The organism is Myxococcus vastator, assembly GCF_010894475.1.
Taxonomy (GTDB): Bacteria; Myxococcota; Myxococcia; order Myxococcales; family Myxococcaceae; genus Myxococcus; species Myxococcus vastator.
The window spans coordinates 1-6,187 of sequence record NZ_JAAIYB010000477.1 but is presented as its reverse complement, the minus strand read 5'-3'; the positions used below and the strand labels follow the sequence as shown (position 1 = coordinate 6,187).

Below are 6,187 nucleotides of genomic sequence, written 5' to 3'. Positions count from 1 at the left end.
CCCCACGCTGGCGCGGCCCCCGGCCCCCATGGCCAGGGCACCACGCTTTTCCCCCGCGCGCGACGTCAGCGCTGACGTCGCGCGCGGGGGAATCGGGTGTCGCGTACACGGATGGGTGGACTCGCTCCGTGCGGTGAGGGCGCAGTGGCGAAATCGAGCTCGGGCCGCCAGGGCCCGACACCTTCGTGTGCGCGACGGGAAAAGGAATAACCCGGGGGTCTGACATGCCGGTGGCGGCCCACGCGGCTGCTCGGCGGGTGGGGGGCCGGTGGGTACAGCCACGGCGTTCCCTTCCAGCAATCGTGCTTCTGGGCGCGCGGCGCATTCACGGCGCGGGGGCGGAAGACCGATTATTCGCCGGGGCCCGGCCATTGGCCCAGGGAGTCCATGACCACGCCTTCCACCCGGCCCGCTGTAAAGGGCACGCTCGGCCTCGAGCTGCTGCTCGGAACGCTGACCGCGTTCGCGCCGCTCTCCATCGACATGTACCTGCCGGCGCTGCCGCGCATCGCGGAGGACCTGCAATCCACCGCGCCGGCCATCCAGCTCACGCTCGCGTCGTGCTTCGCGGGGCTGGCGCTGGGCCAGCTCTTCACGGGCCCGCTCATCGACCGCTTCGGGCGCACGCGTCCGCTCTACGCGGGCCTGGCGCTGTACGTCCTGGGCTCGCTGGGCTGCGCGCTGGCGCCGTCGGCATCCATGCTGGTGGCCATGCGCTTCGTGCAGGCGCTGGGCGGCTCGGTGGCCCTGGTCGTTCCGCGCGCCGTGGTGCGTGACTTGTGGTCCGGCGCCGACGCCGCGCGGACGATGTCGCGGCTGATGCTGGTCATGGGCGTGGCGCCCATCCTCGCGCCGCTGCTGGGCGGATGGGTGCTCCAGTATTCGGGGTGGCGGGCCATCTTCGTGGTGCTGGCGGCGATAGGCGCGGTGGCGCTGGCCTTCGTCCTGAAGTCGCTGCCGGAGACGGCGCCGCCGCACGAGGGCTCGCAGTCGATGCGCTCCCGGCTGGGCGCATTGGTGAAGGACCCGGACTTCGTGGGCCCGGCGCTGGCCGGAGGCTTCGCGCAGGCGGGCATGTTCGCGTACATCGCGGGCTCGCCGTTCGTGTTCATCTCGCTGTATGGCATTGCGGAGGAGCACTTCGGCTGGTTCTTCGGCGTCAACGCGATGGGCTTGATTGCGGTGGCGCAGCTCAACCGCAAGCTGGTGACGCACCTGCCGCTGCACCGGCTGCTGCGTCTGGCATTGAGCCTGTGTGTCGTCGCGGCGGTGGCCGTGCTCGCGGTGGCGTGGACCGGCTTCATGGGCCTGTGGGGCATCGCCGTCTCGCTGTTCTTCTTTGTATCGCTCATGGGGCTGGTGGCCCCCAACGCGACTGCGATTGCGCTGGAGCGGTACGCCGCGCGCGCGGGCATGGCGTCCGCCGCGTTGGGCGCGCTCCAGTTCACCGCGGCGGCTGGCGCGTCGTGGGCCGTGAGCACGTTCAACAATGGCACCGCGATGCCCATGGCCGGGGTCATGGCCGCCATGGCGCTGCTCGCGTGGCTCGCCGCGTTCGTCGGGCTCCGGGCACGCGCGCGCCAGCAGGGGGCGCTGGGCGGCGTGGCGTCACGGCACGGCGCGGCTTGAACCCGACACTCGCGCGGGGCAGGGGAGGGTGCCCCAGTGCGCGGGCCGCGAATCGTGTCATCGTCCTGTGCGCCATGACCTCTTCCTCGCGTACCGTCCAGGGCCCCGCGGGCCAGCTCGCCGTCACCGACGCTGGCAGCGGCGGCCTCCCCGTCGTCTTCGTCCACAGCAACGCCTCCCAGCGTGAGCAATGGGCCGCGCAGCAGGCACACCTGAAGCAGCGCTCCGTGTCGTTCGACCTGCGCGGCATGGGCGACTCGGAGCTCGACGCCCAGGGCCGCTACGGCGCCGAGGACATGGCCCATGACATTCATGCGGTGGCCACGGCCCTGGACCTGGAGCGCTTCGTCCTGGTGGGCCACAGCTTCGGCGGCTACGTCGCGGCGGAGTACGCCCGTGGCTGGCCTGAACGGCTCGCCGGGCTCGTCATCGTGGACGCCGCGGGGACGATGCCGCCGCTCCCGCCCGAGCAGCTCCAAGGCTTCCGCGAAGGCACACGCCCTGATTCCTATCGGGCCTTCATGGACACGTGGTTCGCGCCCATCCTCCAGAACGCGAAGCCGCACACGCACGCGTCGGTGATGCGCTGGCTGCATGCCACGCCGCGCGAGGTGGTGGTCGGCGCGCTGGAGAGCATGCTCACGTTCAACTCGGACCGCGTGCTGGAGCGCTACAAGGGTCCATTCCACACGCTCGTCGTGGATGCCTTCATCCAGCCCCATGCCTACCACCTGCTGTACCCGGGCACCCCGCACACCGTGTTCTCGGGTGTCAGCCATTGGTTGATGATGGATGCGCCAGAGCGCTTCAACGCCGCGCTGGACGCCTTCCTCGCCACGCTGCCGCCGCGCTGAAGGGGAGGGGAGGGCGCGTCACACGCTTCGCACCGCGTCCTGGGTTGCGCGGATTGACATCCACGCGCATCGTGACGTGTCAGGGTATTCCCAGCACCCGCTCCTCGACGGAGCGGTGTGGCCCGCTGCGTCAGGAAAGCAGGCACAGCCATTGCTGTGTTTCAGGTGCAGGAGGCTGCCATGAGACGACTCCGCCGCACCTGCTTCGCGCTGGGGATTTCCGTTGTCGTCACCGGATGCACCACCACGCTGTACAAACCCAATCAAGTCAGCGCGCCGCTCTTGAGAGAGGAGGGTGAGCTGAAGGGCACGCTCGGCAACAACAACCTCCAGGTGGCCTGGTCTCCGCGCGAGGGCGTGGGCCTGCTGGCCCAGGGTTACTACGAGCGGTACGCGGAAGGGGAGCGCCGCGCGAACGGCGCGCTCGGTGAAGTGGGAGGCGGCCTCTACGGCACCTTCCTGGGCAACGGCGTGTGGGAGGCCTACGGCGGTCTGGGCTACGGCCAGTCCACCGCGAGCGACCGGCTGGAGGCGAATGGCGCCACGCCCCGCGACGTCGACTTCACGGCCCGCGCCGTGCGTGCCTTCATCCAACCGAACGTGGGCTACGTCACGCCCTACTTCGAGCTCGCGGGCTCGGTGCGCCTGTCCGCGGTGAAGTACGTCTCGCTCGATGCAACGGGCTACACCGACGCGGAGCGCACCCGCGAGTTCCTCGTGGCCGACGACGTGACGCGCCCCGTGTGGCTCTTCGCCGAGCCCGCCGTGACGGTGAAGGGCGGCTACAAGTGGGTGAAGGTCTACGTGCAGCGCGCGTGGGCGCTCAAGCTGGGCGGCGAGCCGCTTCCCCATGAGCGGGACAGCACGGTGGTGGGGCTCAGCGTGAACGTGGCCAGCTGGTACCACGACTTCCAGTGGGGCTCCCGGTAGGCAAAGGCCCCGCGGCGCCACAGGGGCACCGCGGGGCTTCCAATCCCTCACAGGGGTGACGGACTACCGCGTCACGGCGCGGCGGGGACCTTCGCGGCGGGCGCGGCCTTCTTCTGCGCGGTGGCGAAGTCGCCCGCGCGCACCTGCGTCACCTTCGTCCAGTCCAGGTGCCGCGCCATGGCCTTGCGCACGTCCTCCGGCTTGAGCTGCGCCAGCCGCTGCTCCAGCGCCGCGTCGAAGGCCAGCGTGCGGCCCAGGAACAGGTAGCTGGCGAGCTGCCGCGCGAGGCTCCCGTCCTGCGCCCGCGCCGACTGCCGGTACTCCAAAATGCCCGAGCGCGCCTTGTTCAGCTCCTCCGCCGAGTAGCCCTTCTGCACCGCGCGCGTCACCTCTTCGCGCATGGCCGTCTCCAGCCGGGCCGCGTTCTCCGGGGCGTAGATGGCGTAGGTGAAGAAGGTGCCCACCTCGTCGACGTCGCTCGCGTCCAGGCTGCTGGCCACGCCGTAGGAGAGGCCGTCCTTCTGACGGATGCGCGTGGCCAGCCGCGAGTTGAGGAAGCCGCCGCCCAGCACGAAGTTGCCCAGCATCAGCGCCGGCCAATCCTTGTCATCCTTGCGCAGCTTCAGCGACTGGCCGGCCATGTAGTACGCGTTGGCCTTGTCCGGCGTCTCCAGCGCGACGGACGCGGACGCACCGCCGCCGAACACCTGCTGTACGCGCTGGTACGGCGCGGGGCTCTTCCAGCCACCCAGCAGGGTGCCGGCCAGCGCCGTCACGTCCTTGGGCTCGAAGTCACCCACCACGGCCAGCTCGCCATTCGACGCGCCGTAGAAGGCCTTGTGGAAGGCGCGCGCCTGCGCAAGCGTGGTGTCCTTCACCCCGGCGATGCGCTCGTCCAGCGTGGCCACGTAGTAGGGGTGGCCCTTCGGGTAGTGGCCCGACAGCGAGCGCCAGAAGGCGATGTTGCCCAGCGTCTGCGGCTCGCTGCGCTCGGACTCCAGCGACGCCAGCCGCTCCTGCTTCAGCAGGGCGAACTCCTTCTCGTCGAAGGCGGGCTCGCGCAGCACCTCGGCCACCAGCTTGAGGACCTCCGGCAGGCTCTCCCGCGGGCACTCGATGGAGGCGGAGGCGCCGGTGCTGCCGCCATCCACGCCCACGCGCGCCTTCAGCTTGTCGAACGCGTCCTGGAGCTGCTGGCGCGTGTGCTGCTTCGTGCCGCGCATCAGCATGCGCCCGGCGTACTGCGCCGCGTCCGCCTTGCCGCGCAGCGCCTCCTCCGTGCCCCAGCGCAGGGTGAGGGACACGTTCACCATGTTGCCGCGCGTCTTCTTCGGCAGCACCGCGTACTTCACGCCGCCCGGCAGCTCACCGCGCTGCACGCGCGACTCGATGTTGGCCGGTGACGGGTCGAACGCCTCGCCCTGCGCCACGGCCTCGCGGCCCTTGAAGCCGTCCATCATCTTCGCCACGTCCACCGGCGCCGGCAGCTCCGCGCGGTCCGGCTTCGGCGTGGGGATGAAGGTGCCCAGCGTCCGGTTGGAGGCCTTGAGGTAGGCGGCGGCCACGCGCGTCACGTCCGCGGGCGTCACCGCCTCGATGCGGTCGCGGTGCAGGAAGAGCAGGCGCCAGTCACCGGTGGCCTCCCACTCCGACAGGTTGATGGCGACGCGCTCGGAGTTGTTGATGGTGAGGTCGATGTACTTGGACAGCGTGGCCTTGGCCCGGTTGACCTCTTCCTCGGTGAAGGGCGCGCGGGCCGCGTCCTCCACCGTCTTCAGCAGCGCCTCGCGGGCCGCGGCCACCGGCTGGTCGTCGCGCATCTCCGCGCTGAAGACGATGATGCCCGGGTCGCGGAGCTGGAGGTTCGACGCGCTCACGCGCGAGGCCTTCTTCGTCTCCACCATCGACTTGTAGAGGCGCCCGGAGGGGTTGTTGCCCATGACCAGCGTCAGCACGTCGATGGCGGCGAAGTCGGGGTGCGCGCCTTCGGGCACGTGGTACAGGCTGGTGAGCAGCGCGGTGTCCCCCACGCGGCGCAGCTGCACCTCGCGCTCGCCGTCCTGCGTGGGCTCGGCGGTGTACGTGGCGGGGAGGGGAATGTTGGGCTTCTTCAGCTTGCCGAAGGTGTCCTGAATCATCGACAGGGCCTTGGCCTCGTCGAAGCGGCCCGCCACCACCAGCACGGCGTTATCCGGCCGGTAGTACTTCCGGTAGAAGGCCTGGAGCCGGTCGATGGGCACGTTCTCCAGGTCGGAGCGCGCGCCGATGGTGGCCTTGCCGTAGCTGTGCCAGATGTACGCGGCGCTCATCACGCGCTCGAAGAGGATGCCGCGCGGGTCGTTCTCACCGGACTCGAACTCGTTGCGGACGACGGTCATCTCGCTGTCGAGGTCCTTCTTCGCGATGAAGCTGTTGACCATGCGGTCGGCTTCGAAGGACAGGGCCCAGCGGAGGTTGGCGTCGGAGGCGGGCAGCGTCTCGTAGTAGTTGGTGCGGTCCAGCCAGGTGGTGCCGTTGGGCCGGGCGCCGCGCTCGGTGAGCGCCTGGGGCACGTTGCGCGTGGTGGGCGTGCCCTTGAACATCAGGTGCTCCAGCAGATGGGCCATGCCCGTCTCGCCGTAGCCTTCATGCTTGCTGCCCACGAAGTACGTCACGTTGACCGTCACGGTGGGCTTGGTGGGGTCGGGGAAGAGGAGCACCTTCAGCCCGTTGGGCAGGCGGTACTCGGAGATGCCTTCCACGCTCGTCACGGGGGCGAGCGCGCGGCCCTTCGC

The 6,187-nt window shown here is 70.1% G+C and carries 4 protein-coding genes; 3 read left to right on the top strand and 1 reads right to left on the bottom strand.

Annotated elements, in window-relative coordinates:
- The first annotated feature begins 387 nt into the window (after positions 1–387).
- The 3 genes from G4D87_RS31770 (at position 388) to G4D87_RS31760 (ending at position 3,413) form a co-directional block, all read left to right on the top strand.
- Positions 388–1,629, top strand: a complete 1,242-nt coding sequence (locus tag G4D87_RS31770) for a multidrug effflux MFS transporter (RefSeq protein WP_163786444.1) — start codon at positions 388–390, stop codon at positions 1,627–1,629.
- A gap of 74 nt (positions 1,630–1,703) precedes the next feature.
- Positions 1,704–2,483: an alpha/beta fold hydrolase gene (locus tag G4D87_RS31765; protein WP_163786443.1), complete on the top strand. Its 780-nt coding sequence runs from the start codon at positions 1,704–1,706 to the stop codon at positions 2,481–2,483.
- A 180-nt stretch (positions 2,484–2,663) separates the two neighbouring features.
- Entirely contained in the window at positions 2,664–3,413 is a 750-nt protein-coding gene (locus G4D87_RS31760) for a hypothetical protein (RefSeq protein ID WP_163786442.1), read from the top strand.
- 71 nt (positions 3,414–3,484) lie between these two features.
- On the opposite strand, the gene G4D87_RS31755 is transcribed toward G4D87_RS31760, so the two are convergent.
- The coding region (locus G4D87_RS31755; RefSeq protein ID WP_163786441.1) for a M16 family metallopeptidase at positions 3,485–6,187 on the bottom strand (2,703 nt) is incomplete at its 5' end.